This window comes from Micromonospora kangleipakensis, assembly GCF_004217615.1.
GTDB classification, from domain to species: Bacteria; Actinomycetota; Actinomycetes; order Mycobacteriales; family Micromonosporaceae; genus Micromonospora; species Micromonospora kangleipakensis.
Map to the genome: position 1 here is coordinate 3,305,514 of NZ_SHLD01000001.1, position 26,857 is coordinate 3,332,370.

Sequence of the window (26,857 nt, forward strand, 5' to 3'; positions counted from 1 at the left end):
GGCCGCGTCCCGCGACAGCGCGCCGTCACAACGGCTGGTACTCGACCTCAGGGCGGCCGGGCGTGCCGTAGCGGGGGGTGCGTACCGCGCGTTCGGCGGTCACCAGGTATTCCAGATAGCGGCGGGCGGTCACCCGCGAGATGCCGGTCTGCTGGCTCACCTCGGTCGCGGACCGGCCCGCCCCCGGGGAGAGGACGGCCAGCACCCGGTGCAGGGTCTGCTCGTCCAGTCCCTTGGGCAGGGTGTGCCGCGCGGCGCCGCGCAGGGTGGCGAACATCCGGTCCACCTCGTGCTGGGCGGCGACCTCACCCTCGGCGAGCGCCTGGCGCCGGTAGTCGGCGTACCGCTCCAGCTTGTCGCGGAAGGCGGCGAAGGTGAACGGCTTGAGCAGGTAGTGGGTCACCCCGAGGGAGACGGCGGTGCGGACCACCGCCAGATCCCGTGCCGACGTCACCGCGAGCACGTCGACGCTGCTGCCCGCCGCCCGCAGGGCCCGGCAGACCTCCAGGCCGTGCAGGTCGGGCAGCCGGAAGTCGAGCAGCACCAGGTCGACGTCCGCGCCCGCCCGGTGCCGCAGCGCCGCCATCGCCGCCTGCGCGGTGTGCGCCACCCCGACTACCACGAAGCCGGGTACCCGTTCGGTGTAGGCCTTGTGCGCCTCCGCCAGCAGCGGCTCGTCCTCCACCACCAGCACCCGGATGTCGGTCATGACCGACCGTCCGGGATCGGCAGCCGGACGGTGAACAGGGTGCCGCCGTCTTCGGACCGGCCGACGTCGGACCGGCCACCGTGCCGGCGGATCACCTGCCCGACCAGCGCCAGGCCCAGGCCTCGTCCGGCGCTCTTGGTCGACCAGCCGCGCCGGAACGCGTCGGTCACCCGCTCGGGCTCCAGCCCTGGGCCGTTGTCGCCGACCCGGACGACGATCTCGTCGTCGACGGTGCCGACGAAGACCCGTACCCGGCGCGGCGGTTCGGTGCCGGCCACCGCCTCCAGGGCGTTGTCGACCAGGTTGCCGACGACAGTGAGCAGGTCGGCGGTGGGCAGCGGGCTGTCGTCGAGCCGGCAGTCGGGCTCGATCACCAGGTCCACGCCGCGCTCCCCGGCCCGCGCCGACTTGCCGAGCAGCAGGGCGGCCAGCGCCGGTTCGGTCACCGCGCCGACCACCCGGTCGGTCAGCTGTTGGGCCAGCGCCAGGTCCCGGGTGGCGAGCCGGACCGCCTCGTCGGTGCGGCCCAGCTCCACCAGGGTCAGCACGGTATGCAGCCGGTTCGCCGACTCGTGGGTCTGGGCCTGCAGCGCCTCGGTCAGCGCGCGTACCGAGTCCAGCTCGCTGGCCAGGTTACGCAGCTCGGTCTGGTCGCGCAGGGTCAGTACGGTGCCGAGCGCGGTCCCCTCGAAGCGGGTGGTCCGCTGGTTGGCCACGAGCACCCGGTCGCCCGCCAGCACGGGCTCGTCGTGCGCGTCCCGCCCGGCGGTCAACAGCTCCGCCACCGCGGGTGGCAGGTCGATTCCGTCCACCGGCCGGTCGGTCACCGCGGCGTCCTCGTCGAGCCCGAGCAGCCGGCGGCCCTCGTCGTTGACCAGTGCCACCCGGCGGTCGGTGGTCAGCACCACCAGCCCCTCCCGCACCGAGTGCAGGACCGCGTCGTAGTACTCGTACATCCTGGTCATCTGGGCCGGGCCGAGGCCGTGCGTCTGCCGGCGGAGCCGGCGGCTGAGCAGCCAGGAGCCGGTGGCGGCGAGGGCGAGCGCGGGCGCGGCGGCGCCGAGCAGCACCGGCAGCTGGGCGAGCAGCTTGCGGTTGATCGCCTGCGTGGTGATCCCGACCGAGACCAGGCCGATGATCCGACGGTCGTCGTCGTACACCGGGACCACCGCGCGCACCGATTCGCCGAGCGTGCCGACGTTGGTGGTGGTGAACGGCTCGCCGGCCAGGGCGGGGCCGATGTCCCCGATGAACGGCCGCCCGATCAGCGTGGGGTTGGGGTGGGAGTACCGCCGTCGGTCCGGGGCCATCACGACCACGAAATTCGTGCCGGTCGCCACCCGGGTCGACTCCGCGTACGGCTGGAGGGCGGCCGCCGGGTCGGCGGAGGTCAGGGCGGCGCGAACGTCGGGGGAGCGGGCCACGGTCTGCGCCACGGCGAGCACCTCCTCCTCCGCCGCCTGCCGGGAGTCGGCGCGGGCGAGCCAGACCGCGCCCCCCGCCCCCGCGAGGACGAGCAGCGTCACCACCACGGCCTGGAGCGCGAACAGCTGCCCCGCGATGCTCCATTGGCGTCGGGCCACGGTCACCTCCTCGTACCGCTCGGCTTCCGCCCGCAAGTGTGGCGCACCGGTCAGGTCCCGATTTCGGCCGCGAGTCACGCGGGTGAACAGAATGAACGCAAGGCTGCCCTGTGTTGAGACGCGCTTCACATTGTGGGCATGGACACCACCACACCAACCCCCCTGGCCGCCCGGCCCGCCCGCCGGGACCGGACCCGGTACCTCTACCTGGCGGTCATCCTGGCCGTCGTCGCCGGCATCGTGGTCGGCCTCGCCGCCCCCGAGGTCGGCAAGGAGCTGAAGCCCCTCGGCACCGGCTTCGTCAACCTGATCAAGATGATGATCGGACCGGTCATCTTCTGCACGATCGTTCTCGGCGTCGGATCCGTCCGGCAGGCGGCCAAGGTCGGCAAGGTTGGCGGCCTCGCCCTCGGCTACTTCCTGGTCATGTCCACCGTCGCGCTGGCCATCGGCCTGGTGGTCGGCAACCTCATCCACCCCGGTGCCGGCCTGGACCTGGGCCCCGACGTGGCCGGTGCGGGCAAGGCCGCGGCCGGCGGCGAGAGCGCCGGGACGGTCGACTTCCTGCTCGGGATCATTCCGACCACTCTCTTCTCTGCCCTGACCGAGGGGGAGGTGCTCCAGACGCTGCTGGTCGCGCTCCTGTTCGGCTTCGCCGTGCAGGCCCTCGGCACGCGCGGCGAGCCCGTGTTGCGGGCGGTGGGCCTGCTCCAACGCCTCGTCTTCAAAGTGCTGGCGATGATCATGTGGGTCGCCCCGATCGGCGCGTTCGGGGCGATCGCCGCGCTGGTCGGCGCGACCGGCGTGGACGCGTTGAAGAGTCTGGCGCAGGTCATGTTCGGCTTCTACGCCACCTGCGTGGTCTTCGTCTTCGTGGTGCTCGGCGCGCTGCTCTGGTTCGTGGCCCGCATCTCGATCTTCAAGCTCTTCGCTTACCTCGGCCGGGAGTTCCTGCTGATCCTGTCGACCTCGTCGTCGGAGTCGGCGCTGCCCCGGCTGATCGCCAAGATGGAGCACGTCGGGGTCGGCAGGTCGGTCGTCGGCATCACGGTGCCGACCGGGTACTCGTTCAACCTGGACGGCACGGCGATCTACCTGACCATGGCGTCGCTGTTCATCGCCGACGCGCTGGGCAAGCCGATGGCGATCGGCGAGCAGATCGGCCTGCTGGCGTTCATGGTCATCGCCTCGAAGGGCGCGGCCGGGGTCACCGGCGCCGGCCTGGCCACCCTGGCCGGTGGGCTGCAGTCGCACCGACCGGACCTGGTCGACGGTGTCGGGCTGATCGTCGGCATCGACCGGTTCATGTCCGAGGCCCGGGCGCTGACCAACTTTGCCGGCAACGCGGTCGCCACCGTGCTGGTCGGCACCTGGACCGGCGAGTTCGACCGGGAGCAGGCGCTGGCGGTGCTCGGCGGCCGGCGCCCGTTCGACGAGGCGACCATGCTCGACGAGGAGGAGCCGGCCGAGGCCCGGCCTGCCGACGACGAGTCGGGCCCGCGGCAGTCGACGCTGGCGGGGGCGCCGGCCTGACCGGGCCGGTCGAGGACGGCCGTGCCGCCCGGGGGCGCGCCGGAGTATTCCGGTGCGCCTCCGGATGCGGCATCTCCCGCATCGGGGTGACGCCGGACCGCCCGCGCTCGAGGATCAGGAGGGGCGTGGCCCGAGCACCTCAGCCGCCTGGTCGGCGGTCTCCAGCACCACGGTGTGGTAGCTCTCGATCCGCGACAGGATCGCGTCGCGCGGGCCGTCCCGCCAGGCGTCACTGCCGTAGAACGCCTCCTCCTGCTCGTCGCGGACCGCGAGGGAGGGGAAGGCCCGGATCAGGTACGCCTCCTCGTGGCCGTCCTCACGGACGAGCGAGGCCCCGGCGGCCGCCACTCGGATGCCGAAGCGGCCGAGCAGCGGGGCCGCCTCCTCCCGCATCACCCGGACGAACTCGTCGATGGTGCCGGGCTTGAGACGGTAGGTGCGGATCTCGAGAATCATCGGCGGCCTCCGAAGTGGATGACAGGCTGACGCTAACCGCCGTGCCCCCGGGGCCGCCACCGTTCAACGCCGATGGTGTCGAGGTCCTCCACCGCGTCGGCCGGCAGCTTCAGCTCGGCCGCGATGTTCGGGGTGCTGGACCCGGTTTCAGGGTCGATGCTGTCTACTCCGGCCCAGGGTCACCCGCGGGACCGGTCGGACCGCTCGGGCGCGGGCCGCGGGGTGTCAATTGGCCGTTCCGGCCGGCGACCGGCCTGGCTAACGTCGGCCCCATGGAGCTGGAAGAGGCGCAGAAGCTGTGGCAGCCGGAGCCGGGCTGGCTCAACACCGCCAGCTACGGGCTGCCGCCCGAGCCGGCCTGGACGGCGCTGCAGGAGGCGCTGGCCGACTGGCGGGTGGGGCGGATCTCCTGGGAGGGGTGGGGCGGGTCGGTCGACCGGTCCCGGGTCGCCTTCGCCGCCCTGGTCGGGGTGGCGGCGGCGGACGTGGCGATCGGCAGCACCGCGTCGCAGCTGCTCGCCCCGGTGGCGGCCGCGCTGCCGGCGGGGGCCACGGTGGTGGTCCCGGAGGTCGAGTTCACCTCGAACCTCTTTCCCTGGCTGGTGCAGGAGCGGCGGGGCGTCACGGTACGCACGGTCCCGCTGGCCGGCCTGGTCGACGCGATCGACGCCGACACCGACCTGGTCGCGTTCAGCCTGGTGCAGTCGGCCGACGGCGCGGTCGCCCCGTACGACGAGATCGTCGCCGCGGCCCGCGCGCACGGCGCCCTCGTCGCGGTGGACGCCACGCAGGCCTGCGGCTGGCTGCCCTTCGACGCGGGCCGGGCCGACGTGGTGGCGGTCGCGGCGTACAAGTGGCTGATGGCGCCGCGCGGCGCCGCCTTCGCCTACCTCGCCCCGGCGCTGCGCGACCGGCTGCGTCCCGACGCCGCCGGCTGGTACGCGGGCGCCGACCCGCACGCCTCCTACTACGGTCCGCCGCTGCGACTGGCCGAGGACGCCCGGCGCTTCGACATCTCCCCGGCGTGGTTCTCCTACGTGGGCGCCGCGCCCGCGCTTGAGCTGCTCGGCGAGATCGGGCTGCCCGCGGTCCGCGACCACGATGTCGCCCTGGCCAACCGGTTCCTCGCCGGGCTGGGCCAGCCGCCGGGCGAGAGCGCGATCGTGACCGTCGAGGTGCCCGGGGCGGAGGAGAAGCTGGCGCGGGCCGGGGTGCGCGCGGCGGTCCGCGCCGGCCGGGTCCGCGCCGCGTTCCACCTCTACTGCACCGAGGACGACGTCGACCTGGCGCTCGACGCGCTGACGAGTTGAGCGGGCGCTCCCGCCCCGGGACCGGGCGGGAGCACCCACTCAGGCCAGGTGGCCGCCGATCTTCGTGTACCCGCGCAGCAGGTCACGGGAGATGATCAGCCGCTGCATCTCGTCGGTGCCCTCGAAGATCCGGTACAGCCGCACCTGCCGGTACCAGCGCTCGATCGGCAGCTCCCGGGTGTAGCCCATGCCGCCGTGGATCTGCAGCGCCCGGTCCACCACCCGGTTGACCATGCCGGCGCCGTAGAGCTTGCCCATCGACGAGGCGTGCCGCGGGTCCAGGCCCTGGTCCACCGTCCAGGCGGAGCGCAGCACCAGCCAGCGGGCCGCCTCCAGCTCGGTCTCCGAGTCGGCGATCATCCACTGGATGGCCTGGTTGGTGCCGATCTTCGCGCCGAAGGTCTCCCGGGTGTTGGCCTGGTCGATCGCCATCTGCAGGACCCGCTCGGCGATGCCGATGGCGTGCGAGGGGATGGTGTAGCGCCCCTTGCCGATCCACTCCATGCCCAGCGTGAAGCCCTGACCGACCTCGCCGAGGATGTTGCGGTGCGGCACCCGGACGCCCTCGAAGATCAGCGACGCCGGCCCGCCCTCGCCCATGGTCTGGATGAACTCCGACCGCCAGCCCATCGCCCGGTCCACCAGGAACGCGGTGGCGCCGCCGTTGCGGGCGCCCTTCTCCCGGTCGGTCACCGCCACCACGATCGCGAAGTCGGCATCGTTGCCGTTGGTGATGAACGTCTTCTCGCCGTCGAGGATCCAGTCGTCGCCGTCGCGGCGGGCCGACAGCCGGATGTTGGCCGCGTCGGAGCCGGCGCCCGGCTCGGTGATCGCGAAGCAGGAGATCCGCTCCCCCTCGATGGTGGGGATGAGGAACTCCCGCTTCTGCTCCTCGGTGGCGTGGAACAGGATGTTGTCCGCCTCGCCGCCGAAGCGGAACGGCACGAAGGTGCGGCCCAGCTCGGTCCAGATCAGCGACTGCATGACCGCGGGCAGGTCCATCCCGCCGTACTCCTCCGGGGTGGCCAGCCCCCAGAAGCCGAACTTCTTCGCCTTGAGCTGGAGTTCCCGCAGCTCCGAGCGGTCGAGGCCGGGCTGGTGGGTGCGCTCGCGGCGGAGCACCTCCTGCTCCAGCGGCATCACCTCGCGGGTGATGAACGACCGGACGGTGTCCCGCACCGCCCGTTCCTCGTCGGTGAGTGAGAAGTCCACGGTGGTCCCCCTGCGTTGGCGCGGCGATGGGTCGCCCTCAAACTAGCGGTGTAAGTTTTAGTCCGTCCAGACCCCACGTTCCACCCGACGGAGGACGGGCCGCCCCGGGCGGCGCGGCTAGGGTCACGGCGACCGCCGGCGAACCGGCCAGGCCCACGAGGGAGAGACAGTGCCCCGACCCCGACAGGCTCTGCTCACCCGGGACCGGATCGTGGCCACGGCGCTCGCGCTGATCGACGCCGACGGACTCGGCGCCGTCTCCACCCGGCGGTTGGCCGCCGCACTCGGCGTCCAGGGACCGTCGCTCTACAACCACTTCGCGACCAAGGACGCCATCCTCGACGCGGTGGCGGACAGCGTCACCGCCACCGTGGACACCGGCTTCTTCGCCCGGCTCGACTGGCGGGAGGCGCTGCGCCGGTGGGCCTGGTCGTACCGGGAGGCGCTCGCCGCGCACCCGAACGTCGTGCCGTACCTGGCCCAGGGGCCCGGCCGGCGGCCGGCCGCGCTCGCCATGGCCGACGCGGTCTACGGCGGCCTGGTCCGGGCCGGCTGGCCGCCCGCCCGCGCCACCCACATCGGGGCGGCGCTGCGCTACTTCGTCGCCGGTTCGGCGCTCGGCTCCTTCGCCCGGGGCTTCGTCGAGGACCCGGCGCTGTACGCCGCGCACTACCCGCACCTGACCCAGGCGCACCGGCTCGCCGGGCGCCAGCGCAGCGTCGACGAGGGCGCCTTCGCCCTCGGCCTCGACGCGCTGCTGCACGGGCTGGCCGCCGAGTACGAGCGGACCGTCGGGCCGCTCGCTCCGCTGGAGCCGACCGGCCGTTCGGAGTAGCGTCCAGACTCCCAGCGCTAGTTTCCCGCCCCCGCGAAGGACGACATGGATCTCGCCGCCGCGCCGCCCGCCCTCCTGGTCCGTCACCACCTGCACGTCGCCGGCGAGTGGGTCGAGCCCACCGGGCGCGACACCATCCCCGTCGAGAACCCGGCCACCGGCGACACCGTCGGACAGGTCCCCGCCGGCACCCCGGCCGACGTCGACCGGGCCGTGGCCGCCGCCCGGGCCGCCTTCCCCGGCTGGGCGGCCACCGCCCCCGTCGAGCGGGCCGCCCACCTGGACCGGCTGCACGCCGCGCTCGCCGCGCGCGCCGACGAGATCGCCCGGACCGTCGCGTGGGAGCTGGGCACCCCGCTCAAGCTCGCCGCCCGGGTGCAGACCGGCCTGCCGCTGACCGTGCTCCGCAGCATGGTCGAGCTCGCCGCCCGTCCGCCCGCCGAGGAGACCGTCGGGAACTCGCTGGTGGTCCGCGAACCGGTCGGCGTGGTCGGCGCGATCACCCCGTGGAACTACCCGCTGCACCAGGTCGTCGCCAAGGTCGCCCCGGCCCTGGCGGCCGGCTGCACGGTGGTGCTCAAGCCCAGCGAGCTGACCCCGCTGACGGCGTACCTGCTCTTCGACGCGGTCACCGAGGCCGGGCTGCCGCCCGGAGTGGTCAACCTGGTCCCGGGCACCGGCCCGGTGGTGGGCGAGGCCCTCGCCGCGCACCCGGACGTGGACCTGGTCTCGTTCACCGGCTCCACCGCCACCGGCCGCCGGATCGCCCACCTCGCCGCCGACCGGATCGCCCGGGTCGCCCTGGAGCTCGGCGGCAAGTCGGCCAACCTGATCCTCGCCGACGCGGACCTGGCCACCGCCGTGAAGGTCGGGGTCGGCAACGCCTTCCTCAACTCCGGGCAGACCTGCACCGCCTGGACCCGGATGCTGGTCCACCGCGACCGCTACGACCAGGCGCTCGACCTGCTCGCGGCGGCCGTCGGGGGGTACCGGCTGGGGGATCCGTTCGACCCGGCGACCCGGTTGGGCCCGCTGGTCTCCGCCGCCCAGGCCGAGCGGGTCCGCGGGCACGTCGACCGGGCCCTCGCCGACGGGGCACGGCTCGTCGCCGGCGGCCCGGACGCCCCGCTCCCGCCCCGCGGCCACTTCGTCGCGCCGACCGTCCTCGCCGACGTGCACCCGGACAGCGCGCTCGCCCAGGAGGAGGTCTTCGGCCCGGTCCTCGCCGTGATCCCGTTCGCCGACACCGACGAGGCGGTCGCCATCGCCAACAACTCCCGCTACGGGCTGGCCGGCGCGGTCTGGTCCGCCGACGAGGAGGCGGCGCTCGCGGTCGCCCGGCGGCTGCGCACCGGACAGGTCGACGTCAACGGTGGCGCGTTCAACCCGCTCGCCCCCTTCGGCGGCTACCGGCAGTCCGGCCTCGGCCGGGAGCTGGGCGCGTACGGCGTCGACGAGTTCCGCGAGATCAAGGCGATCCAGCGATGAGGGCCCTGGTGGCCCGTGGCCCCGGCGCGCCGCTGCGCGTCGAGGAGGTACGCCTCCCCGCGCCCGGCCCCGGCGAGCTGCGCGTCCGGATCCGGGCCGCCGGCATCTGCCACTCCGACCTGTCCATGGTGGACGGCACGCTGGCGCCCGCGTACCCGCTGGTGCTCGGGCACGAGGCGGCCGGCGTGGTCGCCGAGGCCGGGCCCGGGGTCCGGTTGCCGGTCGGCACCCCGGTGGTGCTCAACTGGGCGCCCGCCTGTCGGGACTGCTGGTTCTGCCGCCACGGCGAGCCGTGGCTCTGCGCCGCCAACACCGCCCCGGCGGTGGCCCGCGGCGAGACCGCCGACGGCGACCCGCTGCACGTCACCCTCGGGCTGGGCGCCCTCGCCGAGGAGGTGGTGGTGCCGGAGCACGCCGCCGTCGCGGTCCCCGCCGGGCTCCCGCCCGAGCAGGCCGCGCTGCTCGGCTGCGCGGTGCTGACCGGCACCGGCGCGGTCCGCAACACCGCCCGGGTGGCCGCGGGCGAGTCGGTCGCGGTGATCGGCCTCGGCGGGGTCGGGCTCGCCGTGCTCACCGCCGCCCGGGCCGCCGGCGCGACGCCGATCCTCGCGGTCGACGTCGCCGAGGCCAAGCGCGAGCTGGCCCTGGCCGCCGGCGCCACCGACTTCCTCCGCTCCGACGACCAGCTGTCAAAGGAGGTGCGCACCCGCACCGAGGGCCGGGGCGTCGACCACGCATTCGAGTGCGTCGGCAGGTCCGCCACCATCCGGGCGGCCTGGCGGATCACCCGGCGTGGGGGAGCGGTCACCGTGGTCGGCATGGGCGCGAAGGACGACCTGGTCAGCCTCGCCGCGCTGGACATCTTCCACTCCGCGCGGACGCTGCGCTCCTCGGTGTACGGCTCCTCCGACCCGGACCGCGAGGTGCCCGAGCTGGCCCGGTCGCTCGGCGACGGCACGCTGGACCTGCGCCCGCTGGTCAGCGGCACCGTCGGACTGGACGAGGCGCCGGCCGCGTTCGACCGGCTGGCCCGCGGCGAGGGGGCCCGCTGGGTGGTCATCTTCCCCGGGTGATCCCCTCGATCAGGGTGGCGTAGCCGTCCAGCAGGCTCCGCAGACCGAACGCGAAGACGCTGTCCAGGTCCAGGTCCACGTCCCCCTCGGCGAAGAGCCCCGCCATGGTGGGGTAGCGACCGTCGGCCATCATCCGCTGGAACTCGGTCCCGTGGCGCTCCACCCACTCGTCGTCGGTGAGGCCGGTGTCCTGCTCCGAGCGGGCCCGCGCCTCCAGGTTGGTGCCCATGCCCCGGACGTACGCCATCAGGGTGAGGGCGAGATGCCAGCGCAGGTGCCGGTCGAGACCCAGGTCGGCGGTCGCGCGCAGCGCCCACTCGGTGTGCGTCATGCCGCGCGGCATCGGCTGCGGCCGGGAGATCGAGATGACGTGCGGCAGCCAGGGATGCCGCCGGTAGATCGCCCACTGCGCGCGGGCGAGCAGCTCCAGGCGGGCCCGCCACCCGGCCGGCCGGACGGCGGGCAGCGGCGCGTCCGCCAGCGTGGCGTCGGCCATCGCCAGGACCAGCTCGTCCCGGCCGCGCACGTGCCGGTAGAGCGACATGGTGGCGACCCCCAGCTCGGCGGCGACCTGCCGCATGGAGACCGCGGCCAGGCCGCCCGCGTCGGCGAGCACGATCGCGGTACGGATCACCCGGTCCCGGGTCAGCTCCGGCTCCGGCCGGTCGGTGGCGCGCCGCGTCCCGGGCGTCCCGGTGCGGCCGGGAGCGACGACGGTGCCCGCCCCCGGTCGGGTCAGCACCAGCCCCTCGGCGCGGAGCAGGGCGAGCACCTTGGTGGCGGTGGCGATGGCGACCCCGTGCTCGCGGGTGATCCGCCGGGCCGAGGGCACCGGGTCCCCGGGCCGCAGCTCCCCGAGGTCGATCCGGCGGCGGAGCTCCGCGGCGATCCGCCGGTACGGCGGCTCCGAGCCGGGCGCTGCGCGGGGCATGGCGACACCTCCGGGCGGAGTGTACTAGTACGACCGGCGGCGGAACCCGCCTGCCGGGGCAGCGTACTAGTTCGCGGCGAGCGCGGGCGCCGCGGCGGAACCTACCGTTCACCGCGCGGAGGCACCCCCTCCGACCGGGTCCGGCGCCGCCGGACTGACGGTGTACGCACGATCGTTGGGAGCGCCCAGGTGGACGACAGGACCGTGCTCATCTCCGGCGCCGGCATCGCCGGCCCCGCCCTCGCCTTCTGGCTGCGCCGGTACGGCTTCCGCCCGACGGTGGTGGAGCGGGCCCCCGGCCCGCGCCCCGGCGGGCAGGCGGTCGACGTCCGGGGGACCGCCCGCGAGGTGGTCGACCGGATGGGGCTGACCGCGCGGGTCCGCGCCGAGTGCGTCGCGGAGCACGGGATGGCCTACGTGTCAGCCCGCGGCGAGGTGACCTGGCGGATGCCGGTGCACGCCTTCGCCGGTGAGGGCATCGTCGCGGAGATCGAGATCGAGCGGGGCGACCTGGCCCGGCTGCTGTACGAGGAGACCCGCGACGGGGTGGAGTACCTCTTCGACGACTCGATCGAGACGTTGACCGAGACCGGCGACGGGGTGCGGGTCACCTTCGAACGCGCCGCCCCGCGCACCGTCGACCTGGTGGTGGGCGCCGACGGGATGCACTCCCGGACCCGGGCGCTGGCGTTCGGGCCGGAGTCGGCGTACGTCCGGCCGCTCGGGGCGTACCTGGCGTACTTCGGCACGCCGTACCCGGACGACGACGGCTGGTTCCTGATGCACAACGCCCCCGGTGGCCGGGTGGTGGGGACCCGCCCGACCCGGCACGGCCGGACCAGCGCGCTGTTCAGCTTCGTCTCCCCGCCGCTGGGGCTGGACCGGCGGGACGTCGCCGGCCAGCGGCGCCTGCTCGCCGAGCGCTTCGCCGACGTCGGCTGGCGGACCCGGGAACTGCTGGCCGTCATGGCCGACGCCCCGGACTTCTACTTCGACCTGTACGGGCAGGTGCGGGCGGACCGGTGGAGCGCCGGCCGGGTGGCGCTGCTCGGCGACGCGGCCTGGTGCCCGTCCCCGCTGACCGGGCAGGGCACCAGCCTCTCCCTGGTCGGCGCGTACGTGCTCGCCGGCGAGCTGGCCGCCGCCGGGGGCGACCACACGGTCGCGTACCGCCGGTACGAGGAGGTGCTGCGGACGCACGTCCGGCGCGGCCAGGAGGTGCCCGGCGGCGGGATCTCGGGCTTCCTGCCGGCCAGCCGCGCGGCGATCCGGCTGCGGGACGCGTCGATGCGGGCGATGACCTCCCGCCCGCTGCGCCGGCTCACCACCCGGCTCTTCTTCAGCCAGGCCGACGGCCTGCCCCTGCCGGAGTACGCGGTGACCGGGTGAAGCCCGGGTGGGGTCGACCGGGGTGTCCGGCCGACCCCGCGTGCGGCGGTCAGGAGCAGCGACGGCCGGCGTTCACGCACCGTACCGCCCCCCGCGCAGTCAGGTGGCCGGGCCACATGGGAGCGCTCGCCCGACCCGCCCACTCGCCACCGTCGATCCGTCCCGACCGGCCGTGCGGTGACGGACATGTCCGCCGACCCCGCGTCGACCGGCGGGAATGTGTGGGGGACCGACATGGCTCGACTCGGCCGGTGCACCGTAGGTTTCCTCCACGCGACGGCCCTGTGACCGCGGTCACCGACCCGGTCGTCGCCGGACACCTGCGGAGGATGTGGCGATGGCCGGGCAAGCGCTCCTGTCGGCCCGCGGGCTGACCCGCGACTTCCGGGGCTTCCGGGCGGTCGACGGCGTCGACCTCGACGTGGCACCGGAGACCGTGCACGCCCTGGTGGGTCCGAACGGCGCCGGCAAGACCACGCTGTTCAACCTGCTCACCGGGTTCCTGCCGCCGACCGCCGGGCGGATCGAGCTGGCCGGCCGGGACGTCACCGGCCTGCCCCCGGAGCGGGTCGCCCGGCTCGGCGTGGCCCGCTCGTTCCAGATCACCAGCCTCTTCCCGCAGCTCGGCGCCCGCGAGCACGTCGAGCTGGCGTTGCAGTCGTCGAGCGGGCTGGGCTGGCGGTTCTGGCGCTCGGCGAAGCTGATGGACCGCTACCGGGAGCGCGCCGACGAGCTGCTGGCCATGGTCGGCCTCGCCGAACTGGCCGAGGCCCCCGCCGAGGCGCTGGCGTACGGGCGCAAGCGGGCCCTCGAGCTGGCCATCGCCCTCGCCCTCGACCCGAAGGTGCTGCTGCTCGACGAGCCCACCGCCGGGATGGGGCTGGAGGACGTCGACCGCACCGTCGACCTGATCGCGAAGGTCCGGAAGGGCCGGACCGTGGTGATGGTCGAGCACAACATGAGCGTCGTCGGGCGGCTCGCCGACACCGTCACCGTGCTCCAGGCCGGCAAGGTCCTGGTCGAGGGGCCGTACGAGCAGGTCCGCGCCGACGAGCGGGTCATCACCGCCTACCTGGGAGCCGCTGATGCTGCGCATTGAGAACCTCTCCGCGTTCTACGGCGAGGCGCAGGTGCTGCGGGAGGTGAGCCTGGAGGTCGCCGCCGGCGAGGTGGTCACCCTGGTCGGCCGCAACGGCGCCGGCAAGTCCACCCTGCTGCGCTGCGTGATGGGCCTGCACCCAGGGCAGCGCGGCACCGTCAGCCTGGACGGCCGGGACCTGACGAAGCTGCCGGCGTACAAGCGGGCGCGGCTCGGGCTCGGCTGGGTCCCCGACGACCGCGGCGCGTACGCCACCCTCACCGTCACCGAGAACCTGACGCTGCCGCCCCGGGTCGGCCCGGACCCGTGGCCCCTCGAACGGGTCTACGAGGCGTTCCCCGCCCTGTACGCCCGCCGCGACTCGGCGGCCACCATGCTCTCCGGCGGCGAGCAGCAGATGCTCGCCCTGGCCCGGGTGCTGCGGATGGGCGCCCGGCTGCTGCTCTGCGACGAGCCCACCGAAGGGCTCTCCCCACTGCTCGTGCAGCAGGTCGGCGACCTGCTGCGGGAGGCCAAGCAGCACGGGGTGACCGTGCTGCTGGTCGAGCAGAACCTGCACTTCGCCACCGGCGTCGCCGACCGGCACTACCTGCTGGCCGAGGGGCGCATCGCGGAGGCGATGGACAACTCCGAGGTGCGCTCGCGGGAGCGCGAGCTGCTCGCGTACCTCGGAATCTGAATTATTTCGACGGCTGACCCGCGCGGACCGCGCGGTACGAAAGGGATGGACATGCGTAGGAGCGTGGGTGTGGCCGCCGCCTCGGCGGCGGTGCTGCTGGTCGCCGGCTGTGGCGGCGGTGGTCCGCAGTCCGGCGGCGACCAGAAGCTGACCGGCGACAAGATCGTGCTGGGGGTCCTCAACGACCAGTCCGGGGCCTACTCGGAGCTGTCCGGCAAGAACTCGGTCAAGGCCGTGGAGCTGGCCATCGCCGACTTCAAGGCGAAGTACGGCGACAAGGCGGTCACCAAGGACATCACCGTGGAGACGGCCGACCACCAGAACAAGCCGGACGTGGCCAACAGCAAGGCCGCCGAGATGTACGACCGTAAGGGCGCCGACATCATCCTCGACGTGCCGACCTCCTCGGCCGCCCTCAAGGTCGCCGACGTGGCGAAGGAGAAGAAGAAGCTCTACTTCAACATCGGCGCGGCGACCACCGAACTGACCGGCAAGAGCTGCAACAAGTACACGTTCCACTACGCGTACGACACGTACATGCTGGCCAACGGCACCGGGAAGACCACCACCGAGCAGGTCGGCAAGAACTGGTACATCCTCTACCCGAACTACGCGTTCGGCCAGGACATGGAGAAGAGCTTCTCCGCGGCGATCGCCCAGGCCGGCGGGCAGGTGGTCGGCAAGGACGGGGCGCCGTTCCCGAACACCACCGGGGACTACTCGTCGTTCCTGCTCAAGGCGCCCACCCTCAACCCGAAGCCGCAGGTGCTCGGCACCATGCAGGCCGGCGCGGAGCTGGTCAACGTGGTGAAGCAGTACAACGAGTTCAAGCTCCGGGACAAGGGCATCGGGCTGGCCGTGGGCCTGATGTTCATCACCGACATCCACTCGCTGACCCCGGCGGCCCTGGCCGGCACCACCTACACCGACGCCTGGTACTGGAACTTCGACCAGCAGAACCGGGAGTTCGCCGACCGGTTCCAGAAGGAGACCGGCACCCGGCCGTCCTTCGCCCACGCGGCCAACTACTCGGCCGCCATGCAGTACCTGGAGGCGGTGCAGGCCGCCGGCACCGACGACGCCGACACCGTGGTCAAGGGCCTGGAGGGCAAGGAGGTCAACGACGTCTTCCTGCGTAACGGCAAGATCCGCGCCGAGGACCACCGGGTCATCCACGACGCGTACCTGGCCCAGGTGAAGCCGCAGGCCGAGGTGACCGAGCCCTGGGACTACGTCAAGATCCTCAAGACCATCCCGGCCGCCGAGGCGTTCCGCGCCCCCTCGGCCGACTGCAAGATGTGACGGGCTGATGTCCGGCTTTGCGCAGAACACGTTCAACGGGTTGGTGAGCGGGGCGTTCTACGCCCTGCTCGCCCTCGGGCTCGCGGTCATCTTCGGCATGCTCCGGGTGGTGAACTTCGCCCACGGCGCCTTCTACATGCTCGGCGCGTTCGGGGCGTACGTCCTGCTCACCGAGGCGGGCGTGCCGTTCTGGGCGGCCCTGGTGATCATGCCGGTGGCCCTCGCCGTGCTCGGCATGGCGCTGGAGCGGGCGGTGATCCACCGGCTGACCCGGCTCGACCCGCTCTACAACTTCCTGCTCACCTTCGGCGTGACGCTGATCCTGCAGGACCTGGTGAAGTCCCGGTACGGCATCCAGTCCAGCCCGTACGCCACGCCGTCCGCGCTGAGCGGTTCGGTGGACTTCGGGCTCTTCGAGTTCCCGACGTACCGGGTCTTCATCCTCGGCTTCACCCTGCTGCTCTGCGTCGCGGTGTGGTGGGTGCTGGGGCGGACCCGGATCGGCATGGTGGTCCGGGCAGCCACCGAGCGGCCCGAGCTGACCCGGGCCTTCGGCATCGACGTGGGGCGGTGGGTCACCCCGGTCTTCGGCTTCGGCATCGGCCTGGCCGGGTTGGCCGGCGTGCTCGCCGCGCCGATGCGGGCGGTGAACCCGCTGATGGGCGCCGACCTGATCATCGTGGTCTTCGCGGTGGTGGTGATCGGCGGCCTCGGCTCGATCTTCGGCTCGGTCGCCGCCGGCTTCGGCATCGGCCTGGTCCAGGCCTGGGGCGAGGCGTACCTGTCGGAGTTCCCGATCGTGTCCCAGACCGTCGTCTTCGTGGTGATGGCCGTGGTGCTGCTCTGGCGCCCGGCCGGCCTGTTCGGCCGTGAGGAGGCACCGGCATGACCAGCGCCGTCGACACCCCCGCCGATGCGGCCCGGCCGGTCCCACCGTCCGGCCTGGTCGCCGTCGCCCGCGCCCCGGGCTGGGTCCGGTACGCGCTGCTCGCCGCCGGCCTGCTGGTGGCGTTCTGGCTGCCCAACGGCCTCTACCCGGCGGTGGCGGTGGACATCCTCTGCTGGGCGCTCTTCGCCGTCTCGGTGGACCTGCTGCTCGGCTTCACCGGGCTGATGTCCTTCGGGCACGCCGCGTTCTGGGGCACCTCCGCGTACGTGACCGGCCTGGTGGCGATCCACGCCGGCCTGCCGTTCCCGGCGGCCGTGCTGGCCGGCGCGCTCGCCGCGGCGCTGCTCGCCGTGCCGATCGGCTACCTGGCGGTCAAGCGCACCGGGATCTACTTCGCGATGGTCACCCTGGCCTTCGCGCAGCTGGTCTACTACGTGGCCAACGAGTGGCGCTCGGTGACCCGGGGCGAGAACGGGCTGCAGGGCGTGCCCCGGGAGTTCTTCGGGTTGGACCTCACCGACGACTACTACTTCTACTACGCGATCCTGCCGATCGTGCTGCTCGGGCTGGCCGCCGCCTGGCGGATCGTGCACTCGCCGTTCGGCCGGGTGCTGGTCGGCATCCGCGACAACCCGGCCCGTGCCCGGGCGCTCGGCTACCCGGTGCACCGGTACAAGCTGACCGCGTTCGTCCTCTCCGGCTTCATCGCCGGGCTGGGCGGCGGGCTCTTCGCCGTCAGCCACCGCTTCGTCTCCCTCGACGTGCTGCACTGGACCACCTCCGGCAAAGCGGTGATCGTGGTGGTGCTCGGCGGCATCGGGACCCTCTGGGGCGGGGTGCTCGGCGCGGCGATCGTGGTCCGGCTGGAGGACTGGCTGTCGTTCTCCGGATTCGAGGCCATCGGCCTGGTCACCGGCGGCATCTTCGTCCTCGTCGTGCTGCTGTTCCGGCGCGGGATCTGGGGCACGGTCGCCGCCCTGGCCAGGCGCTGGAGAGCAGCCCGGCGCGGATAACTTCTCCCGACGGCGCATCCGGACGCCGCCGTCCCGACGAACCCCCTGGTAGTGAACGTCTACCCGGGGGTACGTCTGGTGCTGACGGATCCCATGCCGGCCGAGGCCGCCTGGCGTGGTCGCGGGGTCAGCGCGGCAGCAGGCCGCGGAGCAGGGCCGAGATCGCCGTCTCCGGGTCGAAGTCCTCCTCCGGGTACGCCAGCTGGTTGCCCAGCAGCCCGTCGACGAGGCTGAGCAGCATCCGGAAGTGGGCCGGCGGGTCGGGCGACCCGAGCGCGGCGACCAGCGGCATCCCCCACCGGGCCAACCGCTCCCGCCCGGCGCCGATCTCCCGGCGCAGCTCGGGGTGGACGGCCGCCTCGATGAAGAGCGCGTGCCGGGCCAGCACGATCGCCCGCCCCCCGGTGGTGAGCTCCCGGATCAGCCCGCCGAGCACCGCGACGAACGCGTCCACGTCGCCCGGCGGGAGCTGCCCGGCGAGCCGGCCCCAGGCCGCCGTCTCCACCTCCACGAGGCGCCCGAAGACACCGGCGACCAGCGCGTCACGGGTGCGGAACTGATTGGACGTCGAGCCCTCCGGCAGGCCGGCCTCGGCGTCCACCGCCCGGTGGGTGAGCTGGCGTAGCCCCCGGGTGCCGAGCACCCGGATCGCCGCGTCGAGGAGCTGCTGTCGCCGATCCGTCACGCCGTTCACACTACAGGTGTAGTCGCGGCGACTACAGCTGTAGTACGGTGCGGTCATGGGGACGCGCGCGGCGGTGGTTGGTGGCGGAATCGGCGGGCTGGCGACGGCGATCGGCCTGCGGGCGGCCGGCTGGGAGGTGACCGTCCTGGAGCGGGCCGCCGGCCTGCCGGAGACCGGCACCGGGCTGGGCATCTGGCCGGCGGCGCTGCGGGCCCTCGACGCGCTCGGGGTGGGGGAGCAGGTCCGCAGGCGAGGGCGCCGGCAGGACGACGGGGTGATCCGCCGCCCGGACGGCTCCCGGATCGCCACCATCGACGTCGGCCGGCTGGAACGCCGGCACGGCGAGCCGGTGCACCTGGTGACCCGGCCGGTGCTGCTCGGCGTCCTCGCCGGGGCGCTGCCGACGGGCACGGTCCGGTTCGGCGCGCCGGTCGACGACCCGGCCACCCTCGCCGAGGCGTACGACCTGGTGGTCGGCGCCGACGGGATCGGCAGCGTGGTCCGGGCCGGGCTGTACGGCGACCGGTACCCGCTTCGCCGCACGGGCACGGTGGCCTGGCGCGGGGTGGCCGACGTCGAGGTGGCGACCGGCGGCGAGACCTGGGGACGCGGGCGCAAGTTCGGCGTCACCCCGGAGGGGCCGGGCCGGACCAACTGGTACGCGGCCGTCGCCCTCCCCGAGGGGCACCCGCCGCCCGCCGACGATCGGGCCGAGCTGCGCCGGCTCTTCGGCGACTGGCACGAGCCGATCCCGCGGCTGCTGGCCGCGCTCACCGCGGAGGGCGTCCTCCGGCACGAGGTGTGCGACCTGACGCCGCTGCCCTCGTACGTGGCCGGGCGGGTGGCGCTGCTCGGCGACGCCGCCCACGCGATGACGCCCGACCTGGGGCAGGGCGCCTGCCAGGCGTTGATCGACGCGGTGGCGCTGGCCGAGTGCCTGCGCGCCACCGACGACGTGCCGGCGGCGCTCCTGGCCTACGACCGCCGGCGCCGCGGCCCCACCCGGCGGATCGCCGCGACGGCCCGGTGGGCGGGGCGGTTGTCGCAGGCCCGGCGCCTGCTGCCGGCGCGGGACGCGCTGCTGCGGCTGGCGCTGGCCGCCGGCCCGCCCGGGTGAGCTGGGACACAAACGATACGATCCGGTTCCGTATCGAAACCTCTTCACCTAGGCTCGGCATCGTTACGAGTCTGCCCCGTTTCGTATTTCGACGCGGGGAAAGCCGGGGGGAGAACCGGACATGCAACCGCACGAGAACACCGGACATCCGAGGAGGTGGGCGATCCTCGGGGTGCTGGTGATCAGCCTCCTCGTCGTCGTCCTCGACAACACCATCCTCAACGTCGCGCTGCGCACCCTCGCCGACCCGGTGCACGGCCTCGGGGCCAGCCAGGGCGAGCTGGAGTGGTCGATCAACTCCTACACGCTGGTCTTCGCCGGCCTGCTCTTCACCTTCGGGGTGCTCGGCGACCGCGCCGGCCGCAAGCGCTTCCTCGTGGCCGGCCTGATCATCTTCGGCCTCGCCTCGCTGCTGTCGGCGTACGCGCAGAGCCCGGCGCAGCTGATCGGCGCCCGCGCCCTGATGGGGGTCGGCGGCGCGGCCATCATGCCGGTCACCCTCTCGATCATCTCCAACGTCTTCGACCCGCGCGAGCGTGGCCGGGCGATCGGCATCTGGGCCGGCGCGGTCGGCCTCGCCGTGGCGATCGGCCCGATCCTCGGCGGCGCCCTGCTGGAGCACTACTGGTGGGGCTCGGTCTTCCTGATCAACGTGCCGGTGGTGGCGATCGGCGTGGTGCTGGTCGCCGTCCTGGTGCCCGAGTCGCGCGACCCCAACCCGGGCCGGGTCGACCTGCTCGGCGTGCTGCTCTCGGTGGTCGGCCTGGTCGCGCTCACCTACGGCATCATCGACGGCGGCGAGCACGGCTTCGACCGGCCGCTGGTCTGGGTCTCGATCCTCGGTGGCCTGGCCGTGCTGGGCTGGTTCATCCGCCACGAGCTGCGCAGCGAACACCCGTCGCTGGACGTCCGGCTCTTCCGGGTGCCCCGCTTCGCCGCCCCGGTGGCGCTGGTCGGCCTGGTCTTCTTCGCCGCCATGGGCGTAATGTTCTTCAACGCGTTCTACCTGCAGCTGGTGCGGGGCTACAGCCCGCTGGAGACCGGTCTGCTCTTCCTGCCCTTCGCCGCCGCGCAGCTCTTCTTCGCGCCGCGCAGCGCGGCGATGGTCCGCCGCTTCGGCGGTCGGGCGGTCGCGGTGGTCGGTCTCGTGCTGACCGCGGTGGCGCTCGGCGCGTTCGTCTTCGTCGACGAGGTCACGCCGATCTGGGTGGTCCTGGTCCTGACCTTCCTCCAGGGCACCGGCATGGCGAACATCATGCCGCCGGCCACCGAATCGATCATGTCGGCGCTGCCGCGGGAGAAGGCCGGCGTCGGCTCGGCGGTCAGCAACACCGTCCGGCAGGTCGCCGGCGCGCTCGGGGTCGCGGTGCTCGGTTCGGTGCTCTCCGCGGTCTACCGGGAGGACATCGCCTCGGCGGTCGCCGGCCTGCCCGGCCCGGCCCGGGACGCGGCCGACGAGTCCATCTCCGGCGCGTACGCGGCGGCGGCCCAGCTCGGGCCGGCGGCGCCGAAGCTGATCGCGGCGGCCAACGACTCGTTCGTCGCGGCGATGCACTGGGCGGCCGGGCTCTCCGCCGTGGTGGCCGCGCTCGGCATCCTGATCGCGCTGCGCTGGATGCCGGGTCGCCCGGCGGCCGGCCCGACCGAGGCTCGACCGGCCGTCGAGCCGGAGTTGGCCGGGACCGCCTAGGTTGGGCGACAATGTCTGACATGACCTCCACCGCCGATGCTCCGCGGTCGCCCGGGCGACCGCGGAGCGTCCGCGCGGACGAAGCCATCATCGAGGCCACCCTCGACCTGCTCGCCGAGGGCAGCAGCATCGAGACGCTCTCCATCGAGGCGATCGCCGCCCGCGCCGGGGTCGGCAAGGCCACCATCTACCGGCGCTGGTCGGGCAAGGACGCCCTGCTGATCGACGCGCTGCGCCGGCTCAAGGGCATCCAGCCGCAGCCGGCCGGCCACTCCGTCCGGGACGACCTGGTGCTGCTGGTCGGCGCGGTCGGGCACAACATCGACCCCCGGGCCGCCAAGATCATGCCCTGCCTGGTGCCCGAGGTGAACCGCAGCCCGGACCACTTCCAGCTCTACCAGAACATCATCGAGCCCCGGCGGAAGCTGATGCGCGAGGTGCTCCGGCGCGGCGTCGCCAGCGGCGAACTGCGGCCCGACCTCGACATCGAGCTGACCATGGCGCTGCTCACCGGGCCGATGCTGATCCAGCGGATGCTGCGCTGGCACCCCGAGCTCGACGACCGGATCCTCCCCGAGCGGATCGTCGACGCCGTCCTCGACGGCATCCGCCCCCGCTGAGCCCGGCCCCATCCACTCCAGGTCGCCGACGTGGGGGTATCCGAAGGACTCGGATGCCGCCAGTCGGCGATCCGGCGGCCGGGTCCCGCCGGGTCAGCCGGTGGGCGTGCGCAGGCGGTGCAGGCGCAGCGCCAGCTGCACCTCGAGGGCCCGCTCCGGCTTCTGCCAGTCCGCGCCGAGCAGCTGCCCGACCCGCTCCAACCGCTGGGTCACCGTGTTGACGTGCACGTGCAGCAGCTCCGCCGCGCGGGCCAGGCTGCCGCCCACCCCGAAGTACGCCTCCAGGGTCTTCACCAGCGCGGTGCCCCGCCGGGCGTCGTAGTCGACCACCGGCCCCACCGTGGTGGTGAGGAACCGGGCCACGTCCCGGTCTCCGGAGTCGCCGACCGCGCCGAGCAGCAGCCCGACGAAGCCCAGCTCCGCAGTGCTCGCGCCCTGCCCGGAGCGGCCCAGCGCGCCCAGCGCGGTGAGGCAGCGCTCCGCCTCGGCGAAGGTGGTGGCCAGCGACGCCGGACCGGCCGACGGGCCGCTGGCCCCGGCGGTCACCGGGCGCCCCGTCACCCGGGACAGGTCCCGGGCCACCGCCCGGGCGCTGCTGCCGGCGTCCCGCCCGGGCAGCATCAGCACCACCCGGCCGTCGCGCGCCGCCGCCAGCCCACCCCGGGTCGAGGCGTACGTGGTGGCCCAGGAGAGCACCCGCTGCCGAGCCGAGCCGGTCGCGGCGATCGCGTCGTCGCCGATTGCCACCAGCACGTGCGGCGCGTCCAGGTCCACCCCGAGCCGGCGGGCGCGGCTGCGCAGCGCGTCGGCGTCCCGCAGCGGCCGGGCGATCAGGTCGTCGAGCAGCTCGCCCCGGACCCGCCCCTCCGCCTCGGCGACGGTCCGGCGGAACAGCAGCAGCAGCGCGGTGACCAGCGCGGCGCGCTCCAGGATCCGCTGGTCCGCGTCGACCAGCTCGCCGTCGGGGCGCAGCACCAGCGCGCCCAGGTTCTCCGCGCCGGCCACCACCGCGGCGTACCAGAGCGGCCCCCGGCGCACGCTGCGCCCCTCGGTACGCGACGCGGCCACCGCCTCCACCATGTCCGCCCGGTCCGGTTCGTCGATCTGCCCGACCCGGGCGAGCTGGCGGCCCTCGGCGTCCAGCGCCAGCAGCGCCCCGTCCAGCACGTCGGTCACCGCAGCCGCCACGTCCTCCACCCCGCCGCCGCGCAGCACCAGCGCGGTCATCCGGTCGTGGGCCGCGGCGGCCCGCTCCACCGAGCTGCTGTGCGCCCGGATGGTGCTGTTCGCCGACGACAGCTCCGCCAGCGCCGAGCGGGTCTCCGCGAGCAGCCGGGCGGTGTCGATCGCCACCGCCGCGTGCGCGGCGAGCGACACCAGCAGCGACACCTCCTCCCGGGCGAACGGCCGGGCCGACCGGTTGGCCGCGTAGAGCACGCCGATCACGCTGGAGCCGAGCCGCAGCGGCACGCCGAGGATGGCGACCAGGCCCTCCTCGCCGACCCCGCCGTCGATCTCCCCGGTGTGCTTGAAGCGGTCGTCCTCCTGGTAGTTGGAGGTGACGTACGGGGTGCCGGTCTGCGCCACCAGGCCGCCCAGGCCATCGCCCATCTCCAGCCGCAGCCGCTGGAAGCGCGCCGAGATCGAGCCGTCGGTGACCCGCATGTACGTGTCGCCGCGCTCGTCGTCGTTGAGCGTCATGTACGCCACGTCGGTGCCGAGCAGGATCCGCGCCCGGTGCACGATCGCCCGCAGCACGTCGTCCAGGTCGCGCAGCCCGGCCAGGTCGCTCGCCGTGTCGTACAGGCCGGAGAGCTCGATCTCCCGGCGGCGCCGGCGCTCCAGCAGCGCCCGGACCCGCAGCGCCACCACCTTCGCCTGCTCCAGCTCGGCGAGCCGCTCGGCGGGCAGGCCGGCGGCCCGGGCGGCCACCAGCGGTCCCTCGAACTCGACCGCGGCGGCCTCCCGGGCCAGCAGTTCCAGGAACTCGACCGGCGACGACATGAGCGACATTGTGCGCGAGGCCACTAGTTGGCCGTCCAGCCCCCGTCGAGGGCGATCGAGGCGCCGGTGATGAAGTCGGCCGGCGGGGCGCAGAGGTACGCCATCAGCTCCGCCACCTCCTCGGGCTCGATCAGCCGCTTGATCGCCGCCCGGGCCAGCATGATCTTCTCGACCACCTCGTCCTCGCCGATGCCGTGGGCGGCCGCCTGGTCGGCGATCTGGCTCTCCACCAGCGGGGTCCGGACGTACGCGGGGTTGATGCAGTTGGCGGTCACGCCGTGCGCCGCGCCCTCCAGCGCGACCACCTTCGACAGCCCTTCGAGGGCGTGCTTCGCCGACACGTACGCCGACTTGTAGGGCGAGGCGCGCAGCCCGTGGACGGAGGAGATGTTGACGATCCGCCCCCAGCCCTGGGCGTACATGTGCGGCAGGGCCCGCCGGATGATCCGGAACGGCGCCTCCACCATCACCCGGTGGATGTAGGCGAAGCGGTCGGTGGGGAAGTCCTGCACCGGCGCCACGTGCTGGAGGCCGGCGTTGTTCACCACGATGTCCACGTCGGCGTCGAGCCGGTCCACCGCGGCGGGGTCGGCCAGGTCGATCCCCTCGGCCCGGCCGCCCGCCTCGGCGGCCACCGCCTTCGCCGCCTCCACGTTCCGGTCCACCACCAGCACGCTCGCCCCGGCCGCCGCCAGACGCAGCGCGCAGGCCCGGCCGATGCCGCTGCCACCACCGGTCACCAGTGCGCTACGACCGGAGAGGTCGACGCGTACGACGTGGGGGACCGCCACGGGTTCTGCCGTCATGGCGCAAGAAGTTACGAGCTGTGTGGCCGGCGGCACATGGGGCGGCGACACATACTCCGGTCCCGGAGTATGTGTCGCGGCCGGCGCCGCCCGGCGTGTCCGCCCGGGGGTCCGTCCGGGGGGACCAGTAGGGTGTCGAACACACGTACTGCTGACGGCTGGGGAGGAGGCGGCGTGCGCGTGCTCGGCGTCGACCCGGGGCTGACCCGGTGCGGGGTCGGCGTGGTCGAGGGGGTGCCGGGCCGGCCCTGCACGCTGGTCGCCTACTACGTCGTCTACACCGACCCGGCCGACGAGCTGCCGCTGCGCCTGCTGCACCTGGACCGGTCGCTGACCGACCTGGTGGCCGAGCACCGGCCGGACGCGGTCGCCGTCGAGCGGGTGTTCAGCCAGCACAACGTCCGTACGGTGATGGGCACCGCCCAGGCCAGCGGGATCGCCGTGCTCGCCGGGGCGCGAGCCGGGCTGCCCGTGCAGACGTACACGCCGAGCGAGGTCAAGGCGGCGGTGACCGGTTCCGGTCAGGCCGACAAGGCGCAGATGACCGCCATGGTGACCCGGCTGCTGCGGCTGGCCGAGCCGCCGAAGCCGGCCGACGCCGCCGACGCCCTGGCCCTGGCCATCTGCCACGTGTGGCGCGGCGGCACCCGGTCCAAGCTGGCCGCCGCGGCCGAGCGGGCCCGACGAGGAGGAGCACGATGATCGCCAGCGTGCGCGGCACGGTGACCGCGACCGGCCCCGACCACGCGGTGGTGGAGGTCGGCGGGATCGGCCTGGCGGTGCAGTGCGCCCCCGGCACCCTCGCCGAGCTGCGGGTCGGCCAGCCGGCCCGGCTCGCCACCAGCCTGGTCGTCCGGGAGGATTCGCTCACCCTGTACGGCTTCGCCGACGACGACGCCAAGCAGCTCTTCGAGCTGCTCCAGACCGCCAGCGGGGTCGGCCCCCGGTTGGCCCAGGCGGTGCTCGCCGTGCACACCCCGGACGCGGTGCGCAAGGCCATCGCCAACGCCGACACCGCCGCGCTGACCCGGGTGCCGGGCATCGGCAAGAAGGGCGCCGAGCGGCTGGTCCTCGAGCTGCGGGACCGGATCGGCCCGGTGCCGGTCGGTGTCGACGGCGCGGCCGGGGTGACCGGCGGCGCCTGGCCCGAGCAGGTCCGCCAGGCGCTGGTCGGGCTCGGCTGGTCGACCGCCCAGGCCGAGCAGGCGGTGGCCGTGGTCGCCGAGACCGTCGACGGGGAGACCCCGCCGGTGCCGGTCCTGCTCAAGCAGGCCATCCGCCTCCTGGGCCGGACGCGGTGATGAGCGCGAGGAGTGAGCCGGCTCTGCGAGCCCCGCAGTCGCGAATGAAGGAAAGCTCATGACGGGGGAGAACCTGGTCTCGGCGTACGTCAGCGACGCCGAACTCGACGCGGAGGCCAGCGTCCGGCCGAAGCGCCTCTCCGAGTTCATCGCGCAGGACAGGGTCCGGGACCAGCTCGACCTGCTGCTGCAGGGCGCGATGCGGCGCGGCTCCCCGCCGGATCACATCCTGCTGTCCGGGCCTCCGGGCCTCGGTAAGACCAGTCTGGCCAACATCGTCGCCGCCGAGCTGGGCGCCGGCATCCGGGTGACCAGCGGCCCGGCGATCGAGCGCTCCGGCGACCTGGCGGCCATCCTGACCAGCCTCGCCGAGGGCGACGTGCTCTTCATCGACGAGATCCACCGGATCGCCAAGCCGGCCGAGGAGCTGCTCTACAGCGCGATGGAGGACTTCCGGGTCGACGTGGTGGTCGGCAAGGGCCCGGGAGCCACCGCCATCCCGCTCGACGTCGAGCCGTTCACCCTGGTCGGCGCGACCACCCGGTCCGGCCTGCTCACCGGGCCGATGCGGGACCGCTTCGGCTTCGTCGCCCACCTCGACTTCTACGCCCCGGCCGACCTGGAGACGCTGCTGCACCGTTCCGCGCGGATCCTCGGCGTGCCGATCACCGAGGAGGGCGCGGCCGAGATCGCCGGCCGGTCCCGGGGCACCCCCCGGATCGCCAACCGGCTGCTGCGCCGGGTGCGGGACTTCGCCGAGGTCCGGGCCGACGGCGTGGTCAACCTGGAGACCGCGCGGGCCGCCCTGACCGTGTACGACGTCGACGCGCTGGGCCTGGACCGGCTGGACCGGGCGGTGCTGACCGCGCTGGTCGACTCGTTCCGGGGCGGCCCGGTCGGGCTCTCCACCCTCGCGGTCGCGGTGGGGGAGCAGCCGGACACCGTCGAGGAGGTCTGCGAGCCGTTCCTGGTCCGGGCGGGCCTGCTGGCGCGTACCCCGCGGGGCCGGGTCGCGACGGAGGCCGCCTGGCGGCATCTGGGGCGTACACCGCCGAATGGTACATTTGGCACGGATGCCCCTACCGTGCCCGATCTGTTCTCCGCACAGCCCGAACAGCCGTGATCCGAACGTG

Annotated in this window: 25 protein-coding genes; 17 read left to right on the forward strand and 8 right to left on the reverse strand. The window is 73.9% G+C overall.

Features of this window, described 5'->3' with window-relative positions; all coding sequences use genetic code 11:
- Positions 1-25 precede the first annotated feature (25 nt).
- Positions 26-709: a response regulator gene (locus tag EV384_RS15845; protein WP_130334200.1), complete on the reverse strand. Its 684-nt coding sequence runs from the start codon at positions 707-709 to the stop codon at positions 26-28.
- On the reverse strand, positions 706-2,292 hold the full coding sequence (locus EV384_RS15850; protein WP_130334202.1) for an ATP-binding protein: 1,587 nt from the start codon (positions 2,290-2,292) through the stop codon (positions 706-708). The genes EV384_RS15845 and EV384_RS15850 overlap by 4 nt, the downstream gene beginning before the upstream one ends.
- Positions 2,293-2,430: 138 nt before the next feature.
- Here EV384_RS15850 and EV384_RS15855 point away from each other — a divergent pair, with 138 nt between their 5' ends.
- Positions 2,431-3,825 carry a cation:dicarboxylate symporter family transporter gene (locus EV384_RS15855; protein ID WP_130334204.1) on the forward strand — a complete coding sequence of 465 codons (1,395 nt, stop codon included), beginning with the start codon at positions 2,431-2,433 and terminating at the stop codon, positions 3,823-3,825.
- A 114-nt stretch (positions 3,826-3,939) separates the two neighbouring features.
- Here EV384_RS15855 and EV384_RS15860 read toward each other — a convergent pair whose 3' ends face one another.
- On the reverse strand, positions 3,940-4,281 hold the full coding sequence (locus tag EV384_RS15860; RefSeq protein ID WP_130334206.1) for an NIPSNAP family protein: 342 nt from the start codon (positions 4,279-4,281) through the stop codon (positions 3,940-3,942).
- 272 nt (positions 4,282-4,553) lie between these two features.
- Here EV384_RS15860 and EV384_RS15865 point away from each other — a divergent pair, with 272 nt between their 5' ends.
- Positions 4,554-5,591: an aminotransferase class V-fold PLP-dependent enzyme gene (locus EV384_RS15865; RefSeq protein ID WP_130334208.1), complete on the forward strand. Its 1,038-nt coding sequence runs from the start codon at positions 4,554-4,556 to the stop codon at positions 5,589-5,591.
- A gap of 39 nt (positions 5,592-5,630) precedes the next feature.
- Here EV384_RS15865 and EV384_RS15870 read toward each other — a convergent pair whose 3' ends face one another.
- The gene (locus EV384_RS15870) at positions 5,631-6,803 is read right to left on the reverse strand and encodes an acyl-CoA dehydrogenase family protein (protein WP_130334210.1); all 1,173 of its coding nucleotides are present in this window, start codon (positions 6,801-6,803) and stop codon (positions 5,631-5,633) included.
- A 169-nt stretch (positions 6,804-6,972) separates the two neighbouring features.
- Between EV384_RS15870 and EV384_RS15875 the strand changes: the two genes are divergently transcribed.
- The 3 genes from EV384_RS15875 to EV384_RS15885 are packed head-to-tail and all read left to right on the forward strand — an operon-like array spanning position 6,973 to position 10,199.
- Positions 6,973-7,638, forward strand: a complete 666-nt coding sequence (locus EV384_RS15875) for a TetR/AcrR family transcriptional regulator (protein WP_130334212.1) — start codon at positions 6,973-6,975, stop codon at positions 7,636-7,638.
- Between the two features lie 45 nt (positions 7,639-7,683).
- Complete coding sequence (locus tag EV384_RS15880) at positions 7,684-9,126, forward strand: aldehyde dehydrogenase family protein (protein ID WP_130334214.1); 1,443 nt, start codon at positions 7,684-7,686, stop codon at positions 9,124-9,126.
- Positions 9,123-10,199 (forward strand): alcohol dehydrogenase catalytic domain-containing protein, encoded by a 1,077-nt coding sequence (locus EV384_RS15885; RefSeq protein WP_207232336.1) that lies wholly within the window; start codon positions 9,123-9,125, stop codon positions 10,197-10,199. Before EV384_RS15880 ends, EV384_RS15885 begins: the two co-directional genes overlap by 4 nt.
- Here the strand turns inward: EV384_RS15885 and EV384_RS15890 are convergent.
- Positions 10,183-11,130, reverse strand: a complete 948-nt coding sequence (locus tag EV384_RS15890) for a TetR/AcrR family transcriptional regulator C-terminal domain-containing protein (RefSeq protein WP_130334216.1) — start codon at positions 11,128-11,130, stop codon at positions 10,183-10,185. The two genes, EV384_RS15885 and EV384_RS15890, sit on opposite strands and share 17 nt — an antisense overlap.
- A gap of 189 nt (positions 11,131-11,319) precedes the next feature.
- On the opposite strand from EV384_RS15890, the gene EV384_RS15895 reads away from it, so the two are divergent.
- From EV384_RS15895 to EV384_RS15920, 6 genes are all read left to right on the forward strand, one after another.
- Complete coding sequence (locus EV384_RS15895; protein WP_130334218.1) at positions 11,320-12,519, forward strand: FAD-dependent monooxygenase; 1,200 nt, start codon at positions 11,320-11,322, stop codon at positions 12,517-12,519.
- Positions 12,520-12,856: 337 nt separating this feature from the next.
- The gene (locus EV384_RS15900; RefSeq protein ID WP_130334220.1) at positions 12,857-13,618 is read left to right on the forward strand and encodes an ABC transporter ATP-binding protein; all 762 of its coding nucleotides are present in this window, start codon (positions 12,857-12,859) and stop codon (positions 13,616-13,618) included.
- Positions 13,605-14,297 (forward strand): ABC transporter ATP-binding protein, encoded by a 693-nt coding sequence (locus tag EV384_RS15905; protein ID WP_130334222.1) that lies wholly within the window; start codon positions 13,605-13,607, stop codon positions 14,295-14,297. Before EV384_RS15900 ends, EV384_RS15905 begins: the two co-directional genes overlap by 14 nt.
- 45 nt (positions 14,298-14,342) lie before the next feature.
- Complete coding sequence (locus EV384_RS15910) at positions 14,343-15,599, forward strand: ABC transporter substrate-binding protein (RefSeq protein WP_130334224.1); 1,257 nt, start codon at positions 14,343-14,345, stop codon at positions 15,597-15,599.
- A 7-nt stretch (positions 15,600-15,606) separates the two neighbouring features.
- Positions 15,607-16,488 carry a branched-chain amino acid ABC transporter permease gene (locus EV384_RS15915; RefSeq protein WP_130334225.1) on the forward strand — a complete coding sequence of 294 codons (882 nt, stop codon included), beginning with the start codon at positions 15,607-15,609 and terminating at the stop codon, positions 16,486-16,488.
- Positions 16,485-17,501, forward strand: coding sequence for a branched-chain amino acid ABC transporter permease (locus tag EV384_RS15920; protein WP_130334227.1), 1,017 nt, complete (start codon positions 16,485-16,487; stop codon positions 17,499-17,501). Before EV384_RS15915 ends, EV384_RS15920 begins: the two co-directional genes overlap by 4 nt.
- Before the next feature lie 127 nt (positions 17,502-17,628).
- Here EV384_RS15920 and EV384_RS15925 read toward each other — a convergent pair whose 3' ends face one another.
- Entirely contained in the window at positions 17,629-18,186 is a 558-nt protein-coding gene (locus EV384_RS15925; RefSeq protein ID WP_130334229.1) for a TetR/AcrR family transcriptional regulator, read from the reverse strand.
- A 55-nt stretch (positions 18,187-18,241) separates the two neighbouring features.
- Between EV384_RS15925 and EV384_RS15930 the strand changes: the two genes are divergently transcribed.
- The 3 genes from EV384_RS15930 to EV384_RS15940 all read left to right on the forward strand — a co-directional run bounded on the left by EV384_RS15930 (position 18,242) and on the right by EV384_RS15940 (position 21,613).
- Positions 18,242-19,303, forward strand: a complete 1,062-nt coding sequence (locus tag EV384_RS15930; RefSeq protein WP_130334231.1) for an FAD-dependent monooxygenase — start codon at positions 18,242-18,244, stop codon at positions 19,301-19,303.
- A 121-nt stretch (positions 19,304-19,424) separates the two neighbouring features.
- Entirely contained in the window at positions 19,425-20,993 is a 1,569-nt protein-coding gene (locus EV384_RS15935; protein WP_130334233.1) for an MFS transporter, read from the forward strand.
- Positions 20,994-21,004: 11 nt separating this feature from the next.
- Positions 21,005-21,613, forward strand: coding sequence for a TetR/AcrR family transcriptional regulator (locus EV384_RS15940; RefSeq protein ID WP_130334235.1), 609 nt, complete (start codon positions 21,005-21,007; stop codon positions 21,611-21,613).
- A 93-nt stretch (positions 21,614-21,706) separates the two neighbouring features.
- On the opposite strand, the gene EV384_RS15945 is transcribed toward EV384_RS15940, so the two are convergent.
- Together EV384_RS15945 and EV384_RS15950 are read right to left on the reverse strand one after the other, a co-directional pair.
- Entirely contained in the window at positions 21,707-23,626 is a 1,920-nt protein-coding gene (locus EV384_RS15945) for a helix-turn-helix domain-containing protein (RefSeq protein ID WP_130334237.1), read from the reverse strand.
- Between the two features lie 14 nt (positions 23,627-23,640).
- On the reverse strand, positions 23,641-24,423 hold the full coding sequence (locus EV384_RS15950; RefSeq protein ID WP_130334239.1) for a 3-hydroxybutyrate dehydrogenase: 783 nt from the start codon (positions 24,421-24,423) through the stop codon (positions 23,641-23,643).
- Positions 24,424-24,597: 174 nt separating this feature from the next.
- Here EV384_RS15950 and ruvC point away from each other — a divergent pair, with 174 nt between their 5' ends.
- From ruvC to ruvB, 3 genes are read left to right on the forward strand one after another with little or no spacing between them, the layout of a single operon-like run.
- Positions 24,598-25,125, forward strand: a complete 528-nt coding sequence (gene ruvC, locus EV384_RS15955; protein ID WP_130334241.1) for a crossover junction endodeoxyribonuclease RuvC — start codon at positions 24,598-24,600, stop codon at positions 25,123-25,125.
- The gene (gene ruvA, locus EV384_RS15960) at positions 25,122-25,724 is read left to right on the forward strand and encodes a Holliday junction branch migration protein RuvA (protein WP_130334243.1); all 603 of its coding nucleotides are present in this window, start codon (positions 25,122-25,124) and stop codon (positions 25,722-25,724) included. Before ruvC ends, ruvA begins: the two co-directional genes overlap by 4 nt.
- A 58-nt stretch (positions 25,725-25,782) precedes the next feature.
- The gene (gene ruvB / locus EV384_RS15965) at positions 25,783-26,847 is read left to right on the forward strand and encodes a Holliday junction branch migration DNA helicase RuvB (protein ID WP_130334245.1); all 1,065 of its coding nucleotides are present in this window, start codon (positions 25,783-25,785) and stop codon (positions 26,845-26,847) included.
- Positions 26,848-26,857: the final 10 nt, after the last annotated feature.